This is a genomic window from Buchnera aphidicola (Aphis glycines) (assembly GCF_001280225.1).
GTDB classification, from domain to species: Bacteria; Pseudomonadota; Gammaproteobacteria; order Enterobacterales; family Enterobacteriaceae; genus Buchnera; species Buchnera aphidicola_E.
This window is the reverse complement of record NZ_CP009253.1, coordinates 555516-574469: the sequence shown is the minus strand read 5'-3', so window position 1 is coordinate 574469 and position 18954 is coordinate 555516. Positions and strand designations below refer to the sequence as shown.

Sequence of the window (18954 nt, the reverse complement as noted above, 5' to 3'; positions counted from 1 at the left end):
TTGTTATAAATGTTTATTAAACCAACTTTCTAATATAATAACAGCAGCAGCAGAATGAATTTTATCTCTTTTTAGTTTTTTAAAACCATACCGATGAAATATTAAGGATCTAGCTTCTTTTGTGCTTAATCGTTCATCGTGTAACTCGACAGAAGTATGAAATTTTTTTTTAGTAAATTAGCAAATTTTTCTGCTTTTTGCGTTATTTCCTGTTTTGTACCATCCATATTTAAAGGTAATCCTACAATAATGAAATTAGGTTTCCATATGTTTAATAAGTATTTTATATCATTCCAATTTGGATATCCATTACGTGCAGTTAATTTATTTAAAGCTCTTCCTTGTTTAAGTATTTTTGTTCCTATAGCTACTCCAATATTTTTAAGTCCAAAATCAAAAGCAATGATCATTATTTTTATCTCTATTAATATATTTGATTTTCAATATAATCTAACAACATACCTGAAACAGAAATATTTGTATGCGACTCAATTTCACAAATACATGTTGGACTTGTAATATTAATTTCAGTTAATTTATCTCCTATAATATCTAATCCAACAAAAACAAGCCCTTTTTCTTGTAAAATAGGAGATAAATAATTTGCTATTTCCCAATCTTTTTTGTGCAATTTTCTTATTTTAGCTATACCTCCAGCTGCTATATTTGCTCTATTTTCACCTTTTTTAGGAATTCTAGCTATGCACCAAGGTATGATTTGCCCATTAACAATTAATATTCTTTTGTCTCCGTCCTTGACTGATGGCAAATAAGTTTGAATCATGCAATATTTTTTTTCATAATTAGTCATAACTTCACTTATTACTATAAAGTTTTCATCATCTTCTTTTATTCGAAAAACACTTGATCCACCCATACTATCTAAGGGTTTAATAATGATATCTTTATGTTTTTTCCAAAAATTATATATTTGAGATATATTTCTAGTAACTAATGTATCTGGTATAAATTTGTAAAATAATGAGGCGAATATTTTTTCATTACAATCTCTTAAACTTTTTGGTTTATTGATAATTAATACGCCTGCTTCTTCTGCACGCTCAAGGATATAAGTTGCGTATATAAATTCCATATTAAATGGTGGATCTTTTCGCATTAATATAACATCTAATTGATTTAATAAAATATTTTTTTCTTGAATAAAACTAAAGTAGTTATTGATTTTTTTTTGTATTTTTATTAAACGTGTTTTAGCATATGCATGATTTTTTTGTAAATATAAATCATTTAATTCCATGTAATAAATTTCATGATGTCTTTTTTGTGCTTCAAGTAAAATAGCAAAACTAGAGTCTTTTTCAATTTTTATTAATTGAATTGGGTCCATTACAATTCCAATTTTTAAGATCTTTTTTTTATTCATTTTTGTAATTTCATTTATATAAAATTATGATGATATAATTAAAATTTTTATTTAAAATGGTGTTTGTTAACTTGTAAATTAATCATATTTAGGAGCGCAATAGTTATCAAATCTAGACCAATGTCCATTAAAAGTTAAACTAATTGTCCCGATTGGTCCGTTTCTTTGTTTTCCAATTATGATTTCTGCTATACCTTTAAAATCGCTATTTTCATGATATATTTCATCTCGATATATAAACATTATTAAATCTGCATCTTGTTCTAATGAACCAGATTCTCTCAAATCTGAATTTACTGGTCTTTTATCCGCTCTCTGTTCTAAAGAACGATTTAATTGTGATAAAGCAATTACTGGAACTTGCAGTTCTTTCGCAAGCGCTTTTAACGTTCTTGAAATTTCAGCAATTTCAAGAGTTCTATTATCTGAAAGAGATGGCACTCTCATCAGTTGCAAATAATCTACCATAATTAAAGTTAAACCGTTATGTTCACGATAAATACGCCGCGCTCTAGAACGAACTTCACTTGGTGTAAGAGCTGAAGAATCATCTATATAGATATTCTTTTTTTTCAGTAAAACATTAATCGTTCCTGACATTCTAGACCAATCTTCATCATTTAATTTACCTGTTCTTATACGTGCTTGATTGACTCTAGATAACGATGCTAACATACGTGTCATAATTTGTTCTCCTGGCATTTCTAAACTAAAAATTAATACTGGTTTATCATACAGCATAGCAGCATTTTCACATAAATTCATTGCAAAAGTTGTTTTTCCCATAGAAGGTCTAGCCGCTATAATTATCAGCTCAGAACGTTGCAAGCCTGATGTTTTTTTATTTAAATCTTGATACCCCGTATTTATTCCTGTGACTCCGTCATTAGGAGATAAAAATAATTTTTCAATATTATTAATTGTTTCATCAAGTACTTTCTCAATATTTTTAGGGCCTGAATCTTTTTTAAAACGTTTTTCTGCTATTTTAAAAACACTCGACTCTGCGTAATCTAAAAGTTCTTCGCTTTTTCTACCCTGTGTATCATATCCTGCGTTTGCTATTTTATTAGCAACTAATATCATTTCTCTTACTATTGCACGTTCTCTTACTATATCAGCATAAGCAGTTATATTTGCAGTACTAGGAGTATTTTTTGATAACTCAGCTAAATAAGAAAATCGACCGACACTTTCTAATTTTCCTTTTTGCTCTAAAGATTCAGATAATGTAATTAAGTCAATTGGATGCCCTGAGTTTAATAATTGTTGCATTTCTTGAAATATTAAACGATGTGGTTTGCTAAAAAAATCGTCAGCAACTACATGCTCTGAAACTGTATCCCACTGTTCATTATCTAACATCAATCCGCCAAGTACTGATTGTTCGGCTTCTATTGAATGTGGAGGAATTTTTAATCTATTAATTTGATTTAAATATAACTTATTTTTACCCATATATATTACATATACCATTATTTAGCAAATGACTTTGAAATTGTATTCTAATATTAGAATAATAAACTATTAGCTGATAAATTTACTTTATATCTGGTAAATTATGTAAAACATTGTCCTTATATCTTTTTTGATATTTTTTATTCAATTTTTTATTAAGATATATATTTGAAAATTGATTGATAATAAAAATTTTTTATTTGTACTTTTACTAATAACATGTCGGAATATGTATTCAGGGAAGATTTTTAAAATATAATTAATATTGAAATCTATTTTTACACTCATTTGAAGATGAATATTAATTTATAATATAAACTTTCCAGTATTGAAATTTGAATTTGAAAACTTTTCTATATAATTCTTTGTTTAAAATAATTTTATCATATTTTATATGTTTATAAATGTTTAGATATTTTATATATTGAGTCTTTTATTTTTATTAGAATTTGCATAAATTTTGTTTATTTCGAATAGAAATAGATAAAAAATTTTATTTAGCATGATTATAAACAACAAATTTATTTAAAAAAATAATTTTAACTTATATAATTAATTTAAAAATTTGGAATATAAAAAATTTATTATAATATATAACTTTGTATTTTGATTATATATGTTCTAATTAAAATATAATTCAATTGCAGATTTAAATACCTTTAAAAACTATACCTAAGTATATTAAATGTTGTATTAGTAATGATATTGATTGATTAAAAAATTAGTTAAAAATTTAAAATATATTTTAAATGATAAAAAATATTATTTAGTACATATGAGTGTTAATTAATTTAGAATGGAGTTTTTATTATGGCGAGTCGAGGTGTAAACAAGGTAATTTTAATCGGTCATTTAGGTCAAGACCCAGAAGTACGATATATGCCTAATGGCAATGCAGTAGTAAATATGACACTTGCAACTTCAGAAAATTGGAAAGATAAAAATACAGGTGAAAATAAAGAAAAAACAGAATGGCATAGAGTTGTTTTATTTGGAAAATTAGCTGAAATAGCTGGAGAATATTTACGAAAGGGTTCGCAAGTATATATTGAAGGTTCTCTTCAAACAAGAAAATGGCAAGACCAAAATGGTTTTGATAGATATACAACAGAAATTATAGTAAATATTGGTGGTACAATGCAAATGCTTGGAAACCGAAATTCTAATTCTCATAATATACATGAAAATAATAATATTTTGAAAACAAAAAATATAGAAACTACCGAAATATCTAAAAATTTAGAAAAACATAAATTAAAACAGGAGCAAATGAATTCTCCAGATCTAGATTTTGATGATGAAATTCCATTTTAAATTAATTTAGAACATGTTTTATTTAGCCCCATTTTTTGGGGCAGATATTTAAATATTATTTTGATTAGTATTTTATATTTGTTTGGAAAAATATTCTAATAAAATAGAACAAAATTCTTTTTTATGTGAAATAAATGGTGTATGACCTGCTTTTTCTATAATAATAGAAGTACTTTTAGGACATATTAAGTCCATAAAACTTGAAATTTTTTTTGGAACTAAAGTATCTAAAGTTCCATATATACGCAGAAATGGAACTTTAATCATGGATACTGTACATCTTAAATCAACTGATAATAATATTTCCAATCCTTTTTTTAATGTTGTTTGATTAGGTATATGATTTTCACCAGATAAAATTGTTTTTAATGTTTTTAAATCTTGTAAATGTTTTCTTTCTTGTGATGTTTGAAAAAACAAAAAATTATTTATTGTTTTTTGATATTGATTTAACAAATTATTGTATATATGATATAAATCTCTTTTTTCTATTCCTGGCCAGTTTTTTTGTTTTATAAAGTAAGGTGAAGATGATACACTAATTAATCCTAAAGTTTTTTTAGGATGCAATAAAGCAAAATTAGTTGCAATTAAACCTCCTAGTGACCATCCTAAATAAATAGAGTTTTTAGGCATACAAAAATTTAAAATTTCAATTGTTTTTTGCATGTTAGTAGGATTAAGATTTTTATTTATTCCTATTCCAGGCAAGTCAATTAAATGTAGTCTAAAATATGAACTAAGTTCTTGAATTATAAAAAACCATATTTTATAATTCATTCCCCATCCATTTAGTATAATTAGATTGTTTTTTCCATTTCCTAGCACTTTCCAAGTAAATTTTTTCATTATTTTTAACATTAAAAATATTTTACGTAAAATATTAAATTATAATTATCTTGTATTTACAATAATTAATTAGTAATATTATCATAATAAATTCATAATTTAAGTCAATTATAACATATTAAAAAAAATTATTATGATTAAAATTTCTGATCAAGCTCAAAATTATTTTTTATCACTTTTATCCAAAGAACCAATAGGAACTCAAATTCGTGTTTTTATTGTTAATCCTGGTATGACAAATGCAGAATGCAGAGTGGCTTATTGCAGTATAGATGAAATAGCTGAACATGATATTAAGTTAGAGTATAATAATTTTTGTGTTTATGTTAATAAATCTATTATTCCTTTTTTAAAAAATTCTAATATTGATTTATTAGTGGATAAATTAACTACACAGTTAACTTTTACAGCTCCTTATGCCAGAAAAAATATTATACATAAAAAATGTTCTACAGTAGAAAAAATAAAAAATTTTTTAAATACGGAAATCAATCCTCAGTTATCACTGCATGGTGGAAAAGTAAATTTAATCAATATTTCTCAGGATCATATAGCTTTCATAGAATTTAGTGGAGGATGCAATGGATGTTCAATGATAGGAATGACTTTAAAAGAAATGGTTGAAAAAAAAATATTATCTTTTTTTCCTGAGATAAAAAAAGTAATTGATCAAACTCAACATTTACATGGAAATCATTCTTTTTATTAAAAAAATTTTTTGAATAGCTATATTTATTTTAAAATTATAAATAATTTGTTAATTCGCCACGTAAATTATTTTGCATTTGTCTCCGAACTTTTTTTACTGAAATTTCTTGACTAAGTAAAAAGTGTAATTTCGTGACAGCAGCTTCAATTGTTAAATCGTAACCACTAATAACTCCAATTTTCTTAAGTGTATTGCCTGTAGCATATCCGTTCATATTAACATGTCCAGATGCACATTGTGTGAGATTAATTATAATAATGTTTTTTTTGTGAGCAATATATAATTCATTTAAAAACTTTTTGTTTTGAGGAGCATTTCCAACTCCGTATGTGCATAAAATTAATGCTTTTACCGGGTGTAATAAAAAATTTTTTAAAATTTCACTAGAAATCCCAGGGTAGATGCTAATAATGCTGATAGGTTGAGGTATAATTTTATATACTTTTAGTTTTTTTTGTTTTTTATAAAACTTATTTTTGCATAAATAATGAATATTAATTCCCATTTCTAATAAAGGGGCGATATTAGGAGATGAGAATGCGTTAAAACCATTAGCGTTAGATTTAGTCGTTCGATTGCCTCTATATAATTTATTATTAAAAAACACAGTGACTTCGTGAATAGGATAATTTGCGATAATTAATAGTGAATTTAGTAAATTTTGACGTCCATCTGATCGAATCGTTGCAATAGGAATTTGAGATCCAGTAATAATAATTGGTTTTTTCAAATTCTCTAAAATAAAAGATAATGCTGAAGCAGTATATGCCATAGTGTCTGTTCCATGAATCACAATAAATCCATCATATTGATAGTATTTTTTTTTAATATCATTTGCAATTTTTTGCCATTCTATTGGACTCATATTCGCAGAATCAATTAGTGGGTTATATTCTTTAATAATAAAATTTGGAATTTCTGGGCTATAAAATTCTGGCATTTTAGTTAATTTTTTTTTGAAGTAACCGGCTATAGGAATATATCCATTATTCGATTTTTTCATTCCAATAGTTCCGCCTGTATATGCGATATATATATTTTTTTTTGTCATGCAAAAACTCTTTTATCATTTATAATTTAATTATAAATATTCTCATTATTGCATATAATTTAATTTATACCCATGTATTTATTTTAAAAATGTTTTATATTTAACAAGATATACAGGTTAGAATAAATATATTTTTAATTTATATCAGATTTTCGAAAAAAAATTATTTTAATAGAGTATATATGTGTAATTTAAATGATAAATTATCAATAAAAAAAAGACGTACTTTTGCTATTATCTCCCATCCTGACGCCGGAAAAACAACTGTTACAGAAAAAATGTTACTTTTAGGAAAAGTATTACATACTTCTGGAACAGTAAAAGCAAGAGGAAGTGGGAAATACGCTACATCAGACTGGATGCAAATTGAAAAAGATCGTGGTATTTCTATTACAACATCTGTTATGCAATTTCAATATAAAAATATTTTAGTTAATTTATTAGACACTCCTGGTCATCAAGATTTTTCAGAAGATACGTATCGTATTCTTACCGCAGTAGATTGTTGTTTGTTAGTTATTGATGCTGCTAAAGGGATAGAAGAAAGAACAAAAAAATTAATGAATGTAAGTCGATTACATCAAACGCCGGTTATTACATTTGTTAATAAATTAGATCGCGATAGTCTTGAACCAATAGAAATTTTAGATCAAATTGAAAAAGAATTAAAATTATTTTGTGTGCCTATTACTTGGCCTATTAGTTGCGGTAATCGTTTTAAAGGTGTTATTCATCTAGATGAAAAATTGATTTATTTATATAATAAATCAGAAAAAACTAAAATTTTTAAAGTAGATTTGCATGATTTTAAAAAAAGTTTATTAGATAAATATATTAGTTTAGATTTAACTTTAAATATTGATGAAGAATTAAAATTGATTAGTCATGTATATTCGAATTTTAATAAAAAAAATTTTTTAAAAAACATCATTACACCTGTTTTTTTTGGTAGTGCATTAAGTAATTTTGGCATTGATCATATATTAGAAAGCTTAATAAAATGGGCTCCTTCACCTACTTATCGGATTAGTAATAAAAGAAAAGTAAAACCTGAAGAAAAAAAATTTACAGGTTTTGTATTTAAAATTCAAGCTAATATGGATTTAAAGCATCACGATCGTATAGCTTTTATTAGAATTGTATCCGGAAAATATATACCAGGTATGAAATTAAGACATATTAGAATAAAAAAAAATATTATTGTTTCAGACGCATTTTATTTTATAGCGGGAGATAGATTTTACATAAAAACAGCATACCCTGGAGATATTATTGGTATACATAATCATGGGACAATTAAGATTGGAGATTCTTTTACAGAAGGGGAAGATATTAATTTTATTGGAATTCCTAGTTTTGCTCCAGAAATATTTCGTCGAATTTTTTTAAAAAACCCGTTAAAACAAAAACAATTAAAAAAAGGTTTAATGCAATTGTCAGAAGAAGGTACAATACAAGTTTTTTATCCTTTTAACAATAATTATTTAATTTTAGGTGCTATTGGTATATTACAGTTTGACGTGGTAATTCAACGTTTAAAAATTGAATATAAAATAGATGTGATATACGAAAAAATTAATGTTAAATTTGCTCGCTGGATTAAATCCAATGATCAAAAAAATATTGATATTTTTGTAAATAAAAATAAATCTTATTTAGCATTAGATAGTTTTAATAACTTAACATATTTAGCGCCTAATAAAGCAAATTTAGAAATAGCAATGTCTCGATATGTTGATATTAATTTTAATTCAATAAGAGAGCAGTAAATATAAATATATTTTAATTTATTTTAGGTATTCGAAATGAAGCGTGTTTTCTTGATGATTTTAGATTCTTTTGGAATTGGATCAAGTATTGATTCTCACAAGTTTAATGATTACGGTTCTGATACATTTGGACATATAGCGGAGAAATGTTTTTTAGGTCAAGCTAATAAAGAAAGAGATGGATGTTTAAAAATCCCTAATTTAATAAAATTAGGAATAATTCAAGCATATAAATCTGCAACAGGAAAATATCCTTTAGGTTTTCATGAGACATGTAATAAATCTAAAATTATTGCAAGTTATGGTTTTGCTAGTGAAATTTCTTCAGGAAAAGATACTACTTCTGGGCATTGGGAAATAGCTGGAGTTCCAGTTCTAGATGAGTGGTATTATTTTAAAAAATTTAATGACGCATTTCCAAGTATTTTAATAGATAAAATTATAAAACATTTTAAATTACCTGGTATTCTTGGTAATTGTCATGCGTCTGGAACAGAAATCATTACAGAATTAGGTGAGGAACATATTGCAACTGGTAAACCAATTTTATATACATCATCTGATTCTGTGTTTCAAGTAGCATGCCACGAGAATATTTTTGGATTGTCTAAGCTTTATAAATTATGCAAAAAAATTCGAAATTTGTTAGATGAAAATCAATTTAAAATAGCACGAGTTATAGCTCGTCCCTTTATCGGAAACAATAAATCAAATTTTAAGAGAACAAAAAATAGAGTAGATTTATCTATACAACCTCCTTCTATTACTGTGATGGAAAAATTAATAATTGAAAAACAAGGAGAGGTAATTGGAATAGGAAAAATTTCAGATATTTATGCAGGTATAGGGATTAGTAAAAGTATAAAATCTTTTGGATTAGAAGAATTGTGCAATATAACTATCAATGAAATGAAATCAGCAAAAAATAATACTATTGTATTTACTAATTTTGTAGATTTTGATTCTGTTTGGGGTCATCGTCGTGATGTTTCTGGATATGCTAAAGGTTTAGAATTTTTTGATTACAAGTTAGCTGATATGATTAATTTAGTTAAAGGACAAGACTTATTTATTATTACTGCAGATCACGGATGCGATCCTACTTGGATAGGAACGGATCATACCAGAGAAAATGTTCCTATATTAATTTATTCTCCTGATAAAAAGATAAATTTTTTAGGTCATCGTAAAACTTTTTCTGATATAGGACAAACAATTGCAAAATATTTTTCATTATCAGAAATGCAATATGGCAAATGTATGTTATAAAAATGTTTATTTTAAAAGTAAGGAAAAATAAGTGTCTACTTTCCATATTAATAGTAAAAAAAATGATTTTTCAGATATCATTTTAATGCCTGGCGATCCTATAAGAGCAAAATATATTGCTGAAAATTATTTCAATGATTACAAGCAAGTGAATAAAACGCGATTAATGCTAGCTTATACAGGATATTACAAAAATAAAAAAGTTTCCGTTATGAGTCATGGTATAGGAATACCATCTGCTGCTCTATATGTTAGAGAGCTAATAGTAGAATATAATGTAAAAAAGATTATTCGAATAGGAACTTGTGGAGCTGTACGAGATGATATAAAATTACGTGATATTGTTATTGGGTTAGGCGCTTCTACAGATTCAAAATTTAATAGAATACGCTTTCAAAATCATGATTACGCTGCTATTGCAGATTTTAATATCGCTTATAACGCATTTTTATTTGCAAAAAAAATGAATGTTAAGATTCATATTGGTAATTTTTTTACTACCGATTCATTTTATACTGATCAAAATATGTTAGATATTTTAAAAAAGTATAATATTGTTGGAATAGATATGGAGACAGCAGGAATATACTCTGTTGCATCTGAATTTAGAGCACAAGCTTTATCGATTTGTACAGTTTCTGATCATATTTCAAAAAAAGAATCTGTTTCATCGAAAGATAGAGAATCTAGTTTTAATGATATGATTATTTTATCTTTAGAAACTGCTTTATTAATTTAGTTTTTTTGGTGAGAAAGGGATTCGAACCCTTGATACGTTTCCATATACACGCTTTCCAGGCGTGTTCCTTAAGCCTCTCGGACACCTCACCTTAATAAATTTTAAAAAACATTTATCTTATTTAATCTGAAAAAGTAAATTACGTCAAGTTTTTAATTTATTAAATATATAAAAATATTTATAATAAAATTATGAAGAAAAGATAGAAAAAATAATCTTGACTCTGATAGAATATATTTTTTAGTTTTTGATTTATTTAAAATATTTTTTTTCGGAATATTTTAACAAATAACTAATTAAATATAAGGAATAAATTGATTTATGAAATACCTATAAAACTTATAAAATTTTATAATATGATTATGTCAAATAGTCTAAATACGTTAATTTAGAATGTTTAATGCATTGCTTTATTAGAAAATTTAAAAGTAAAATTTTTTATATTTTATTGTTCTATTTTTAACGTTTTATATCTTGCGAATATTAACATATTCAGCGTGAGTAATTTTAACAAATTATTTTAGTAATAAAAAAATATGGCAGAAAAACGAAATATCTTTTTAATTGGACCTATGGGTGCCGGCAAAAGCACAATTGGTCGTCAATTATCTCAACAACTTAATATGGATTTTTTTGATTCTGATCAAGAAATCGAGAAACGTACTGGGGCTACTATAAGTTGGGTTTTCGATGTTGAAGGTGAAAATGGTTTTCGAGAAAGAGAAGTCAAAGTTATTGATGAGATCACACAAAAACAAGGGATTATTCTCGCTACAGGCGGAGGATCAGTAGAATACAAAAAAAACCGAAATATATTATCAGCTCGAGGAGTTGTTATATATTTAGAAACCACGATTGAAAAGCAGTTATCACGTACAAAAAGAGATAAAAAAAGACCATTATTGCAAACAAATATATCAAATAGGATTATATTAGAAAATTTAGCAATCAAAAGAAATCCATTATATGAAGAAATAGCGGATTTTAAAATTCATACTGACACTCAAAGCGCCAAATCTGTTGCAAATAACATAGTTCGTTTATTAGAAAAAATATAATATTAATCACTATTCACAGTATATTTCAGAGTATAATAATTATGGAACAATTAAAAGTTATCCTAGGTGATCGTAGTTATCCGATTAATATTGGATCTGGTGTTATTGAAGAAGATAATATTTTCTTTCCTCTTAAGCCAGGTAATCAAGCTATGTTAGTCACAAATAAAACATTGGCTAATCTTTTAAAAGATAAAGTATTTTTCCAACTAAGAAAATCAGGGATTAAAATAGATCAAGTAATTATCTCAGATGGAGAGCAATTTAAAACGTTAAATGAAGTAGAGATGGTCATTTCTGCATTACTCGAAAAAAAACATTCTCGTGATACTACCTTGATTGCCTTAGGTGGTGGCGTAGTAGGTGATTTAACTGGTTTTGCAGCATCTATTTATCAAAGAGGCGTTCGTTTCATTCAAATTCCAACTACTCTTTTAGCACAAGTAGATGCTTCTATTGGGGGGAAAACAGGAGTAAATCATTTATTAGGGAAAAATATGGTAGGTTCTTTTTGGCAACCATCTTCAGTGATTATAGATATTAATTTTTTACAAACTTTGCCTTATAATGAGTTAATTTCAGGGGTTTCTGAAATTATTAAATATGCTGTTATTTTCGATGAAACATTTTTTAATTGGCTAGAAAAAAACATTGAAAAGATATTATTATTAGATCATAAATCTATGTGTTTTTGTATTAAAAAATGTTGTGAATTGAAATCAAAAATTATCTCTCTTGATGAACGAGAAAATAATTTTAGAGCATTATTGAATTTTGGTCATACTTATGGTCATGCTATCGAAGCGCATTCTGGATATGGTAGCTGGTTACATGGCGAGGCAATATCAGTCGGTATGGTTATGGCAGCTCGTACATCAGAATTGCTTGGATATTTAAAAAAATCAGATTATAACAGAATAATTTCTTTATTCAAAACAGTTGGATTACCTATAAAAGGCCCAAAAAATATGTCTGCAGTTGCATATTTGCCATATATGATGCGTGACAAAAAAGTAATTTCAGGAGAAATGAGATTGGTGCTGCCTGTTTCTATTGGAAAAGCTAAAGTTTTTTCTGGTATAGATAAAAACGTTATTTTAAATGCTATCAAAGATTCTCAATAAATTTTTTTCATTTTTACAACATTTTTAAAAATGTATTGTTTAGTATAAATTGTGTTTAAAAAAAAGTATAAATAACAAATTCTGATACTAACCTATTAAATATTATTTTTATATTGTTAGTTATTGATAACCTTATATAAATCGAACAAATTAATATGAAAAAATTTTTGTTAGCTCCATCAATTTTATCTGCTGATTTTGCGTGCTTAGGAAAAGATACAAAAAAAGTTATTGATTCAGGTGGAGACTGGATTCATTTTGATGTAATGGATAATCATTATGTTCCTAATTTAACAATGGGTCCTATGATTTTAAAATCATTAAGAAATTTTAGAATTACTGCATTTATCGATGTTCATTTAATGACAAAACCTGTAGATAATTTAATTCCTCAATTTGCTCAAGCAGGCGCAAACTTGATTACATTTCATCCAGAATCTACCGATCATATTGATCGGACATTAAATTTGATTAAAGAGAATGGATGTAAAGCAGGTTTAGCATTTAATCCAGCTACTTCTCTGAACTTTTTAGATTATGTAATAGATAAACTAGATTTAATTTTATTAATGTCGGTAAATCCTGGTTTTGGAAATCAATCATTTTTACCATCTACATTAAATAAATTACGTGAAGCACGTAAAAGAATTGATTCGAATGAATTAGATATTTTTTTGCAAGTAGATGGAGGGGTTAAATTAGAAAATATTTCTGAAATAGCTTTTTCAGGGGCAAATGTATTTGTAATTGGTTCTGGAATTTTTGATTATCCTGATTATCAAAGAATTATTGAAAAAATTCGCGAAGAATTAAAATATTCTGATTTTAAGTTCATTCATTAATTTTTTATTTAAGGTGTTAATTTATGTTTATTAATTCTAAGCCAATATTATTTAGTGCTGTACAACCTTCTGGTGAATTAACTATTGGAAATTATATTGGTACAATGCGTCATTGGTCAAATATGCAAAATACATATGAATGTTTATATTGTATTGCAGATTTGCATGCTTTAACAGCGATTAACAAAAAAAAAAAAATAAAAAATGTAATATTAGATACTTTAGCACTATATTTAGCTTGTGGTGTTGATCCTAATAAAAGTACTATTTTTGTTCAATCACATGTTTGTCAACATAGTCAGTTGAATTGGATTCTAAGTTGTTGCAGTCGATTTGGCGAGCTATCTAGAATGACTCAGTTTAAATTGAAAAAAGTTCAAAATTGCATTGAAAATAGTAATATTGGTTTATTTAATTATCCTGTTTTAATGGCTTCAGATATTTTATTATATCAAACAAATTTTGTTCCAGTAGGAAAAGATCAAAAACAACACTTAGAATTAACATGTAAAATAGCTAATCGTTTTAATTTTTTACACGGCAATGTTTTTACTATACCAAAACCCATTATTAGTGAAAACGGTTCTAAAATTATGTCTTTATTGGATCCCACAAAAAAAATGTCTAAATCTGATGTCAATCAAAATAATGTTATTTTTTTATTGGAAAATATTTCTTCTGTTGTTTTTAAAATTAAAAATTGTATTACAGATTCAGAACATCCTCCAAAAATTTATCACAATACTAATAAAAAATTAGGAATTTCAAATTTATTAGAAATTCTTTCTGCTATAACTAATAAAGAAATCAATTTTTTAGAACAAGAATTGCATGGAATTCTATATAGTGAATTTAAAAGTATTGTTGCCGAAGCTCTGTCTAAATTTTTGTTAAAGCTACAAAAATCTTATATTCATTATCGCAATAATGAGTTTTTTCTACAAGAAATTATTGAAATTGGCGCAGTGAGAGCTCGTTTAAAATCTCAAGAAACTTTGAATAAAGTGTTTTCTGCAATAGGAATGGTTTAATTTTTAAAATTAATTAGATAAATAAACCAGAAATAGTTATATTCTAGTTTATTTATTATATAAATAACAATTTTTAATATTGCTATATAAATATTTTTATTTATAAAAAATTTTATTCTTTTAAACTAATTTTATTACTTCTGTTGATTAAGACTAATAAAGATAAAAAAAATACTATGCCATAAAATATATTTGAACATATTAAAGTTGCATACAATCCTTTTTTATTCACAATAGGACTAGTTACTATAAACGTTAGTAGCGTGCCAACGGTTCCAAAAAACAGAATTATGTTTATTAATTTTGCAGATGGTTTTTTTGTTTGTAGTGAAGCTAGTGTGATAATTATAGTGTAAATAGCGCTAGAAAAAAATCCTAAACTAATAATAATATATTTCATTATTGAATAAGTAGAACTATGTATATATACATACATTAGTATTGTTGAAATACCAGACAATAAAGCAAATATATGTTTTAAATTAAAAAATTTTATTATAAAGCTAAAACACCACATACCAATCATATATGCCATCCAGAAATTGCTAACTAAATTTCCTGTTTTTGTTATTTTAATTTTCATTATTTCTGTTGCATATTGCGGTACCCAAGAAATAAAACTTAGTTGGCCTAAAATATATAATAATGCGGATATAGATAATACAATGATATTAAAATTCCATTTTTTTATTTCTTTTGTATACTTGATTTTATCTTTTGATTCTGGAAAATTTAAGCTTATTGACAAAATAAAAATTATAAAATAAATAATTTCTATACATATATATATCCAGTGCCATACAACTTTATTTTCTAATAAATATGCTGCGATAATAGGAAATATCATTCCAGACATGCTAAAAAAAGAATCAGTTAGTAGAAGTTTGGATCCTCTTTTTGATCCAGAATATAATTTTGTAATAATGAAAGTACCAATCGACATAGTAATTCCACTTACTAATCCTAGTATAAAAATATTAATTGAAAATAATAATATGTTGTTAGAAAGTATTATTCCTAATATTGAAACAATAGAAAGTATAAATCCATATATTAGTTGTTTTTTTAAGGAAACAAGATTGATTAGCCAAGAATTAAGTAAAATTGATACTAATATTCCTGCATTTAAACAAGTAAAAATATTGCTCATTTGAGATATGGATAAGTTAAAGTAATTAGCAATATCTCCCATTATCATTCCTGTTACGACTATTAATGCACCTGTGAAAGCGTATGAAAAAAAACTAATCCATGTTAGCCCTGTTTGGTTAATATTTTTCACTTTTTTCACCTGTTTGTATAAATAAAAATTTTAAAGTGTTAACAACTGTTTTATATTTTTAATATGTTATTTATTATAATTAAAACTTTATTTAGATGTTCAAAGATAAACAATTTTTTCAATTGAATATAAAATAGCTGTTTATTTTTATTGCTAAAATAAGTTTAAATTTAATAAAATATAATGTATATTTTAATTTAATTAATTCAAATTTTTTTATTTAATAAATTTTAATTTTGTTAAGATTTTTAATTATTTAAAGATATATTGTTTATTTTTAAAATACTTTTGATTTAGTAAATATATATTTTAGGAAATTTAATCATATTGAAAAACACATTAGTTACAAGAAATAATTTTAATGATTTCATTTTACCTTTTTATGATCCATGTTTTTTTATTCCTACAAAAGGAAAAGGCAGTCGTATTTGGGATCAAGAAGGTAAAGAATACATTGATTTTTCTGGTGGAATTGCAGTGACATCATTAGGACATTGTCACCCTTTATTAAACAAAGTGTTAAATTATCAAAGTCGAAAAATATGGCATACTAGTAATATTTTTACAAACGAACCAGCTTTAAGATTAGCTAAAAAATTAGTTTTATCAAGTTTCGCATCTTATGTTTTTTTTGCCAACTCAGGGGCTGAAGCAAATGAAGCAGCATTTAAGTTAGCACGTTATTATGCAATAAAAAAATATCATATAAAAAAAAATAAAATTATTTCTTTTTATAATTCATTCCATGGAAGAACATTATTTACAGTATCTGTTGGTGGAAAATCAAAATATTCTGACTGTTTTGGACCTAAACCTTTAGGTATTCAGCATGCTGAATTTAATAAAATTGAAACTGTAAAAAAAATTATTGATAAAAATACTTGTGCAATAGTTGTGGAATTAGTTCAAGGTGAAGGTGGAGTTATTCCAGCATCAAAATCTTTTATCAGAGAACTTCGATTTTTATGCAATAAATATAACGCATTATTAATTTTTGATGAAGTGCAAACAGGAATTGGTAGAACCGGTAAATTATTTGCATATGAACATTATGGAATAGAACCTGACATTTTAACTATTGCTAAATCTTTAGGAGGTGGTTTTCCGATTAGCGCAATGTTAACAACTAGTGAAATTAAATCCGCAATTATTCCTGGAATACACGGAACAACATATGGAGGAAATCCTCTTGCTTGTGCTGTTGCCGAAGCAACGATTGATATTATTAACACTAAATATATATTATCTGGTGTTGAAAAAAAATTTAAGAAAATTAGATTTGAATTGAATATTATCAATAAACGTTTTAAATTGTTCACAGAAATTAGAGGAATAGGTTTACTAATTGGGCTTGTATTAGAATCAAAATTTGAAAACAAAATAAAGGATATTTTATATAATTCATTTTTAGAAGGTGTAATTTTTTTAACAGCAGGAAAAAATGTAATTAGAATGGCTCCTTCATTGATCATTAGTGAAGATGATATTATCGAGGGAATGAGGCGTTTTTGTTGTGCTTTAGAACAATTGTGAAATTGTTTTTGAGAATTCAAACAATATTACTATTTAATAATGTGGTGGTTTTTGTGTACCTAAGATTCGATTAATACATAATTCTAAATAATTTATTTTTTTTGATAAACTTTTTATACTGTTTTGTATGTTTTTTATTTCTATTTGATGTAAAAAAACATTATTTTTCATTTTATTATCATATATTTTTTGACTATAATTTTTTTTATGTTTGTTTTGAATATTTTTAAATTTTTTTATTTTCATTTTGTATTCTTAATTATTTTAGAATTTTTTTATTTTCTATTTAATATTATATAAAATAATTTTATCTTTCAAAAGATTATTTAATAAAATTTTTAAAAATAGAAATTTATTTAATGGAGCAATAAATGATTTCTTTTCTGATTAAAAGAATTATATTTTTATTTCTAATATTTTATATTCCTAGTTCATTTTCGGAGGAACAGTCAAACTCTCATATGCAATCTTATTCAGAAAATAAAAAAATTTTTAAAAATGAAAATGAAAAAATAGGATATGCTTTAGGTGTTTCTTTAGGCAATTATGTTAATCAATCTTTTGAAAAACAAAAACAATTAGGTATTCAATTAGATAAATATAGTCTTCTATCTGGAATTGAAGATGCTATTTCAAATAATTTAAAATTATCTAATCAAGAAATTTCTAAAATCCTTGAAAAATTAGAAGAAAAAATTAAGAAAGCTACTACAATTCAAATGGAAAAAAATGAAAAAGAAAATTTGATTCAAGGGCAATTATATATGAAAAAATTTTCTAAAATTAAAGGTGCGCATAAAACTCAAAGTGGTTTAATGTATATTATAGATAATCCAGGTTCAGGTGAGGAAATTACAGAAAATACAGAAATTACTGTACATTATAAAGGATTTTTAATTAATGGAGTGGAGTTTGATAATTCATATAATCGAGGTAAACCTGTTGTTTTTGTTTTAAAAGATGTAATATTAGGATGGCAGGAAGGTTTAAAATATATTAAAAAAGGAGGAAAAATTAGGTTAGTTATACCTCCCTCTTTAGGATATGGGCATTCTAGATTCAATGGAATCCCAGGAAATTCTACTTTGATTTTTGATATTACGTTAATTGATGTAAAAAATAATTGAAAATATTAAATAGTGTAAAGTACACAATGAAATATACAGTTTTAGTGACAGGTTCTGCTTATGGAACGCAAAATTCTAGTACAGCTTTTCTATTTTGCGAATCATTAATAAAAATGCATCACGTGTTAAATAGTGTTTTCTTTTATTGTGATGGTGTGCTTAATTCAAATATTATAAATAAAACACCTTCTGATGAATTTGATTTAATTCAAGGTTGGCAGGTGCTATATCAAAAACATGATGTGAAGTTATATGTATGTACTACTGCAGCCGAAAGAAGAGGGATAGTAGAAGATAATTATACGGTTCATTATAAAAAGGGAAATTTATCTCCTTGTTTTCAACTCAGCGGATTATTAGAATTAGGGCATGCTATATATATTTCAGATCGTATAATACAATTTTAATATAATAA

18 protein-coding genes, 1 tRNA gene and 1 pseudogene are annotated in these 18954 nt (G+C 25.5%); 12 read left to right on the top strand and 8 right to left on the bottom strand.

The features are described 5' to 3' along the window. Positions 1 to 3: 3 nt before the first annotated feature. From ruvX to dnaB, 3 genes and pseudogenes are all read right to left on the bottom strand, one after another. Positions 4 to 413, bottom strand: a pseudogene (gene ruvX, locus IX46_RS02740) (Holliday junction resolvase RuvX). Between the two features lie 11 nt (positions 414 to 424). Further along, complete coding sequence (gene gshB, locus IX46_RS02735) at positions 425 to 1384, bottom strand: glutathione synthase (protein ID WP_144417494.1); 960 nt, start codon at positions 1382 to 1384, stop codon at positions 425 to 427. Positions 1385 to 1462: 78 nt separating this feature from the next. Beyond that, positions 1463 to 2860 carry a replicative DNA helicase gene (dnaB, locus tag IX46_RS02730; RefSeq protein WP_053940467.1) on the bottom strand — a complete coding sequence of 466 codons (1398 nt, stop codon included), beginning with the start codon at positions 2858 to 2860 and terminating at the stop codon, positions 1463 to 1465. A 792-nt stretch (positions 2861 to 3652) separates the two neighbouring features. On the opposite strand from dnaB, the gene IX46_RS02725 reads away from it, so the two are divergent. After that, entirely contained in the window at positions 3653 to 4156 is a 504-nt protein-coding gene (locus IX46_RS02725) for a single-stranded DNA-binding protein (RefSeq protein ID WP_053940466.1), read from the top strand. A 72-nt stretch (positions 4157 to 4228) separates the two neighbouring features. Here the strand turns inward: IX46_RS02725 and bioH are convergent, their stop codons facing one another. Further along, positions 4229 to 5005 (bottom strand): pimeloyl-ACP methyl ester esterase BioH, encoded by a 777-nt coding sequence (gene bioH / locus IX46_RS02720; protein ID WP_071880125.1) that lies wholly within the window; start codon positions 5003 to 5005, stop codon positions 4229 to 4231. Between the two features lie 133 nt (positions 5006 to 5138). On the opposite strand from bioH, the gene IX46_RS02715 reads away from it, so the two are divergent. Then, entirely contained in the window at positions 5139 to 5714 is a 576-nt protein-coding gene (locus IX46_RS02715; protein WP_053940464.1) for an NfuA family Fe-S biogenesis protein, read from the top strand. Between the two features lie 34 nt (positions 5715 to 5748). Here IX46_RS02715 and ansA read toward each other — a convergent pair whose 3' ends face one another. Then, positions 5749 to 6765: an asparaginase gene (gene ansA / locus IX46_RS02710; RefSeq protein ID WP_053940463.1), complete on the bottom strand. Its 1017-nt coding sequence runs from the start codon at positions 6763 to 6765 to the stop codon at positions 5749 to 5751. A 182-nt stretch (positions 6766 to 6947) separates the two neighbouring features. Between ansA and IX46_RS02705 the strand changes: the two genes are divergently transcribed. The 3 genes from IX46_RS02705 to deoD are packed head-to-tail and all read left to right on the top strand — an operon-like array spanning position 6948 to position 10542. Beyond that, positions 6948 to 8534, top strand: a complete 1587-nt coding sequence (locus tag IX46_RS02705; protein ID WP_053940462.1) for a peptide chain release factor 3 — start codon at positions 6948 to 6950, stop codon at positions 8532 to 8534. 36 nt (positions 8535 to 8570) lie between these two features. Then, positions 8571 to 9803: a phosphopentomutase gene (locus IX46_RS02700; RefSeq protein ID WP_053940461.1), complete on the top strand. Its 1233-nt coding sequence runs from the start codon at positions 8571 to 8573 to the stop codon at positions 9801 to 9803. 31 nt (positions 9804 to 9834) lie between these two features. Continuing rightward, positions 9835 to 10542 carry a purine-nucleoside phosphorylase gene (deoD, locus tag IX46_RS02695; RefSeq protein ID WP_053940460.1) on the top strand — a complete coding sequence of 236 codons (708 nt, stop codon included), beginning with the start codon at positions 9835 to 9837 and terminating at the stop codon, positions 10540 to 10542. A gap of 6 nt (positions 10543 to 10548) precedes the next feature. On the opposite strand, the gene IX46_RS02690 is transcribed toward deoD, so the two are convergent. After that, positions 10549 to 10633 (bottom strand) — tRNA-Ser (locus IX46_RS02690). 445 nt (positions 10634 to 11078) lie between these two features. Between IX46_RS02690 and aroK the strand changes: the two genes are divergently transcribed. The 4 genes from aroK (at position 11079) to trpS (ending at position 14597) form a co-directional block, all read left to right on the top strand. Further along, positions 11079 to 11600: a shikimate kinase AroK gene (gene aroK, locus IX46_RS02685; protein ID WP_053940459.1), complete on the top strand. Its 522-nt coding sequence runs from the start codon at positions 11079 to 11081 to the stop codon at positions 11598 to 11600. Positions 11601 to 11641: 41 nt separating this feature from the next. Next, on the top strand, positions 11642 to 12724 hold the full coding sequence (gene aroB, locus IX46_RS02680) for a 3-dehydroquinate synthase (protein ID WP_053940458.1): 1083 nt from the start codon (positions 11642 to 11644) through the stop codon (positions 12722 to 12724). 155 nt (positions 12725 to 12879) lie between these two features. Then, positions 12880 to 13566 carry a ribulose-phosphate 3-epimerase gene (gene rpe, locus IX46_RS02675; RefSeq protein ID WP_053940457.1) on the top strand — a complete coding sequence of 229 codons (687 nt, stop codon included), beginning with the start codon at positions 12880 to 12882 and terminating at the stop codon, positions 13564 to 13566. A gap of 23 nt (positions 13567 to 13589) precedes the next feature. Then, complete coding sequence (trpS, locus tag IX46_RS02670; RefSeq protein WP_053940456.1) at positions 13590 to 14597, top strand: tryptophan--tRNA ligase; 1008 nt, start codon at positions 13590 to 13592, stop codon at positions 14595 to 14597. A 112-nt stretch (positions 14598 to 14709) separates the two neighbouring features. Here trpS and tsgA read toward each other — a convergent pair whose 3' ends face one another. Then, positions 14710 to 15879: an MFS transporter TsgA gene (tsgA, locus tag IX46_RS02665; protein ID WP_053940455.1), complete on the bottom strand. Its 1170-nt coding sequence runs from the start codon at positions 15877 to 15879 to the stop codon at positions 14710 to 14712. Positions 15880 to 16200: 321 nt separating this feature from the next. On the opposite strand from tsgA, the gene IX46_RS02660 reads away from it, so the two are divergent. After that, positions 16201 to 17412: an aspartate aminotransferase family protein gene (locus tag IX46_RS02660; protein WP_053940454.1), complete on the top strand. Its 1212-nt coding sequence runs from the start codon at positions 16201 to 16203 to the stop codon at positions 17410 to 17412. Between the two features lie 33 nt (positions 17413 to 17445). Here the strand turns inward: IX46_RS02660 and IX46_RS02655 are convergent, their stop codons facing one another. Then, positions 17446 to 17658, bottom strand: coding sequence for a hypothetical protein (locus IX46_RS02655; RefSeq protein ID WP_053940453.1), 213 nt, complete (start codon positions 17656 to 17658; stop codon positions 17446 to 17448). A 125-nt stretch (positions 17659 to 17783) separates the two neighbouring features. On the opposite strand from IX46_RS02655, the gene fkpA reads away from it, so the two are divergent. Further along, a complete protein-coding gene (fkpA, locus tag IX46_RS02650) occupies positions 17784 to 18539 on the top strand; it encodes an FKBP-type peptidyl-prolyl cis-trans isomerase (protein WP_053940452.1) in 756 nt (251 codons plus the stop codon). Positions 18540 to 18565: 26 nt separating this feature from the next. Continuing rightward, entirely contained in the window at positions 18566 to 18946 is a 381-nt protein-coding gene (gene tusD, locus IX46_RS02645; protein ID WP_053940451.1) for a sulfurtransferase complex subunit TusD, read from the top strand. The last annotated feature ends 8 nt before the right edge of the window (positions 18947 to 18954 follow it).

Excerpts from the sequence above, each read along its gene's own strand:
- rpe (WP_053940457.1), top strand. The coding sequence starts at position 12,880 with ATGAAAAAATTTTTGTTAGCTCCATCAATTTTATCTGCTGATTTTGCG.
- IX46_RS02655 (WP_053940453.1), bottom strand. The coding sequence starts at position 17,658 with ATGAAAATAAAAAAATTTAAAAATATTCAAAACAAACATAAAAAAAAT.
- fkpA (WP_053940452.1), top strand. The coding sequence starts at position 17,784 with ATGATTTCTTTTCTGATTAAAAGAATTATATTTTTATTTCTAATATTT.
- IX46_RS02725 (WP_053940466.1), top strand. The coding sequence starts at position 3,653 with ATGGCGAGTCGAGGTGTAAACAAGGTAATTTTAATCGGTCATTTAGGT.
- ansA (WP_053940463.1), bottom strand. The coding sequence starts at position 6,765 with ATGACAAAAAAAAATATATATATCGCATATACAGGCGGAACTATTGGA.
- aroB (WP_053940458.1), top strand. The coding sequence starts at position 11,642 with ATGGAACAATTAAAAGTTATCCTAGGTGATCGTAGTTATCCGATTAAT.
- IX46_RS02715 (WP_053940464.1), top strand. The coding sequence starts at position 5,139 with ATGATTAAAATTTCTGATCAAGCTCAAAATTATTTTTTATCACTTTTA.
- bioH (WP_071880125.1), bottom strand. The coding sequence starts at position 5,005 with ATGAAAAAATTTACTTGGAAAGTGCTAGGAAATGGAAAAAACAATCTA.
- dnaB (WP_053940467.1), bottom strand. The coding sequence starts at position 2,860 with ATGGTATATGTAATATATATGGGTAAAAATAAGTTATATTTAAATCAA.
- gshB (WP_144417494.1), bottom strand. The coding sequence starts at position 1,384 with ATGAATAAAAAAAAGATCTTAAAAATTGGAATTGTAATGGACCCAATT.
- tusD (WP_053940451.1), top strand. The coding sequence starts at position 18,566 with ATGAAATATACAGTTTTAGTGACAGGTTCTGCTTATGGAACGCAAAAT.
- aroK (WP_053940459.1), top strand. The coding sequence starts at position 11,079 with ATGGCAGAAAAACGAAATATCTTTTTAATTGGACCTATGGGTGCCGGC.
- IX46_RS02705 (WP_053940462.1), top strand. The coding sequence starts at position 6,948 with ATGTGTAATTTAAATGATAAATTATCAATAAAAAAAAGACGTACTTTT.
- IX46_RS02700 (WP_053940461.1), top strand. The coding sequence starts at position 8,571 with ATGAAGCGTGTTTTCTTGATGATTTTAGATTCTTTTGGAATTGGATCA.
- trpS (WP_053940456.1), top strand. The coding sequence starts at position 13,590 with ATGTTTATTAATTCTAAGCCAATATTATTTAGTGCTGTACAACCTTCT.